Below are 3,485 nucleotides of genomic sequence, written 5' to 3' on the forward strand. Positions count from 1 at the left end.
AACCACTCGACAACAGAGGAAAGTCCTTGTTTAAACTTTTGCCAATGGGAAGAGAAGTCGAAAGCAGCAGCAATGATATTTTTCCATTTGGTGATGGTGGTGGTATCAGCACCAAAAAAGCGCATGACGGCTTCAAAGGCACGCCCCCAAGCCCGAGATACCCCCGTGCAAAACCTTTGACAAAAGAAGAAAAACGATCCCAATATTTCCACAAAGCAAAACCAGCAGCAAGGATGACAGCCACAACAGCAGCAATGACCGCCCCGATCGGGGTAAAAATACCCCCCACAACAGAGGAAAGACTTGCCCCAACCACTTCGATCACTGTCCCCATCCAACCAAAAGAGGCAGCAAATGCACTTCCTGAGACAGCAATCCCCCGTAAAGCCCCTACCAGTAAAGTCATGGGGCGAAGAAGACGCAGCGCACTTCCACCAAAGCTTGCTGCTATTAAACCCAGCGAGAGCGCCCTGCGGCTGCTAAGCCCCGCCAGCTTGCAGCAACACCACGACTAACAGCACCCATCTTGATAAAAGAGCCCATCAATTGAAGAATCCCAAGACGTGTGCCAGCCATGGTAAAGCGCAACACGCGCAGAGCAATATTAAAAGCCATCAGAGCGGCAATGGTTTTGATAATGGCACTTGTTAAAGTGGGATGGGCATTCGCCCACGCCATAAGCCCATTAGTAAAATTGCCAACACTTTCCATCAAACTGTTGAGGGGGGGCAGAAGCACTTCACCAATGGTGATGCCCAAAGCCACAATACGGTTTTGTAAGAGCTCAAATTGCCGCATGGCACCGGTTGCTTGTTTGTCTGCTTCTTGCTCTACCGAGCCTTTAAAGACTTGTGGATCTTTCACATAATCTAAAGCTTGCCCTAACAATTCTGGATTGCCCACCAATTTGGCAAAATCACCAGTAAAATCGCGCCCCGCAATGGCAATCAGCGAGCGCATCCCCTGTTCGGATTTACCCAACACATTAAAAAAGCGCACCAAAGTACCGGTGGCATCTTTGTCCAGATCTTGCATAAATTTTTCGCGGGAAAGCCCGATATTGGCAAAAGCATCTTCAATATGTTTGCCTCCTGCCTGGATACGGGCACTCATGGCATTAAAACCACGCGCGGCACTCTCTGGAACAATCCCAGCAGAAATCATCGCCGTACCAAATGCTGCTGTTTCCCGCGCTGTCAACTTAAACATGGTTGCCGCACCGGTGGCACGATTGGTAAAATCAGACACTTCACTGGCCTTTGCCGCCATGTGGTTCGAGAGATGATTGATAGCATCGCCTAGATCTTCAATACCTACCTGATTAAGCTTAAAGACATTGCGCAATTTGGCAAAGCGCTCCCCAATCTGATCTCCCGTCATATCAAAAGCTACAGCTGCTTTAGCGGCATAAATGCTAAAAGCTTCTAGATCTTGTTCGCCAATCCCTGCTTGGCTGGCACTGGTCATCAGTTCCAAAACTTCACGCGCCGCTAGCGGAATCTTGGTGGAGGTTTCAAGCGCAAAACGGCGCAATTCCTTTAAGCGATCAAGGGGGGCATCGAGAACCTTTTCCAAGCCCTTCATCGATTGATCAAATTGCATGGCTTTATAGAGCGGTGCAATTAAGGTTGCTGTTTGCGCAAGCGCACCCACCATACGCCCCCGCGCATGGTTAAAAGCATTTTCCGCATTCTTTGTCGCATCCTCAAGATGCTCAGGGTCAAACCACCCTTTAAAATGCTGCCTTGTCTTGTTTTGGAAATGTGCAACATCTGAACTAAAGGCTGCAAGATCCCGCTTGGCAGAAGCTATCCCCTCTTGCAGATGATTGACAAAACGCACAACAAGGGAAACATCCATGACGATTCTTTATCCTAACTGATGGCTTTCATATTCTTGAGCTTTCAGGCGCGCGAGTTCTTCTCGATAGGCAATCACATCCAGCCAATCCATCTGGTTAATCTCTGAAGGCGCCCAGTGATAATAAAGGGCTAGTTCTGCCCCAAATTGTCTGGCAGAGAGGATTGGCGTTGCGTAAAAAAAGCAAAAAAAGCCTTCAATATTGCGACAATATCCATCACATCAACTCGATCAATCAATTCAATAGATTCATGTGACATATCAGCCAAAAGTGCTGTGATGCCTTCTGTTGCCTCACTTGTGAACAAAACTTGAGAAAGCTTCGTGATAAGCACATCATTGCTCAAAGTGGTTTTTTGCTCTCCAAACTCAGGAAGCAGCAGCTCTGTCAATTGTGGTCCAATGAGCACCGCTAATTGCTTGGCATGCTTAAAAGTGGGGCGATAAAAGGTCAGTTTCTTGCAGAGAGATTCTTTGCCACCTTTATCTTGATAAAGAAACGGAACCTGCAATTCCACGTCAATGCTGGTTTGTAAACTTGTCATGATCAATTCCTATAAATTGAGAATAGAGCGGCGGCGAGAACCGATCTCTTGCCCGTTGCGGACAAGCCAGCCGCCCCGTTTAAAAGAAAAGCGGTGCAAAACAGAACCATCCCAAAATTCCGTATAGTCCCAAATATTTTTGATCTCGCAATCATAGCCTGTCGCTTTTCCAGCCGTTAAGCCTTCGCTATCAACTTTGACCAACCGCCCTGTCACATCAATGGAATGTTCATGCTCACGCCCATCTTCTTCAGAGATCACATGTTTTTTGCCAGTGAATTTATGACGAAGACCAGGAGGACCACCAAAGATGCCGATAATTTCGGGGGTATGGCTGCGGATTTTCATTTGTAAACTCAAAGCTTTCACACCAAGACCGCTCACATCAATTTGCATATCAGAGCCGCCCGGTTGATAGGTTTCTGTAATTTCTTCCAACGTGGGCAGTTTCAATGTTTCAAGATCAAGGTGAAGATTCACATCATCATCAACAATCAAGGTAAAACCGCGTACAATGCGTAAAGTCATGCTTTAACTCCTTGCTGCTTTGCGATAAGTTTCAAGCGTATCGCCAAATTGATAAGTCATTTTCTTTTGGATATCTTGCGCCAAACGGTCAAAATAAGCGCTATTGCGCCGGCTGCCAAAGCTTAAATCTTCTAGAGGTGGCACTTCTTCTGCATCAAATTCCACCCGCAATTTCCCCAGTTGTAAAGTGCTGTTTGAATTTAAATCACGATCAAACCAAACCCGCCCACCAAGCAGTGCACCGCGTGCAATCATATCATCAAGAAAGCTGGTCAAAGAGCGGGTAATGGCAATAACATGTTGACCAGTCAGATTCTCATCATTGGCCCAAGGGCGCAAATTGTTAATGATGGTTTTTTCCAAAGCTGCACGGGTGCGCACCACATTGACAAAGCGCCAAAGTGGATCACTGGAGGTGGTATGATTTCCCCATAAAATGCGCCCATTGGCGGCCATTTGCCCATGCGCATTTTGACTAAGCCGTGCTGGAATAAAGGTCGCAATATCGGCTTGGTTAAGGCGATTTGCCTCATGATCAATTTCGCCATCAAA

At 46.9% G+C, this 3,485-nt stretch carries 3 protein-coding genes and 1 pseudogene; all 4 read right to left on the reverse strand.

Annotation, left to right across the window (positions count from 1 at the left end; all coding sequences use genetic code 11):
• A pseudogene (locus ACFINS_RS09440) lies at nt 1-1,860 on the reverse strand (phage tail tape measure protein); the annotation flags it as partial.
• 131 nt (nt 1,861-1,991) lie between these two features.
• The gene (locus ACFINS_RS09445) at nt 1,992-2,405 is read right to left on the reverse strand and encodes a hypothetical protein (protein WP_375667721.1); all 414 of its coding nucleotides are present in this window, start codon (nt 2,403-2,405) and stop codon (nt 1,992-1,994) included.
• Nucleotides 2,406-2,414: 9 nt separating this feature from the next.
• Nucleotides 2,415-2,933 carry a phage major tail tube protein gene (locus ACFINS_RS09450; protein WP_375620334.1) on the reverse strand — a complete coding sequence of 173 codons (519 nt, stop codon included), beginning with the start codon at nt 2,931-2,933 and terminating at the stop codon, nt 2,415-2,417.
• Between the two features lie 3 nt (nt 2,934-2,936).
• Nucleotides 2,937-3,485: phage tail sheath C-terminal domain-containing protein (locus ACFINS_RS09455; protein WP_375706133.1), on the reverse strand; the 549-nt coding region annotated here is incomplete at its 5' end.

Source organism: Bartonella sp. AA2SXKL (genome assembly GCF_042197205.1).
In the GTDB taxonomy this organism is placed as follows: Bacteria; Pseudomonadota; Alphaproteobacteria; order Rhizobiales; family Rhizobiaceae; genus Bartonella.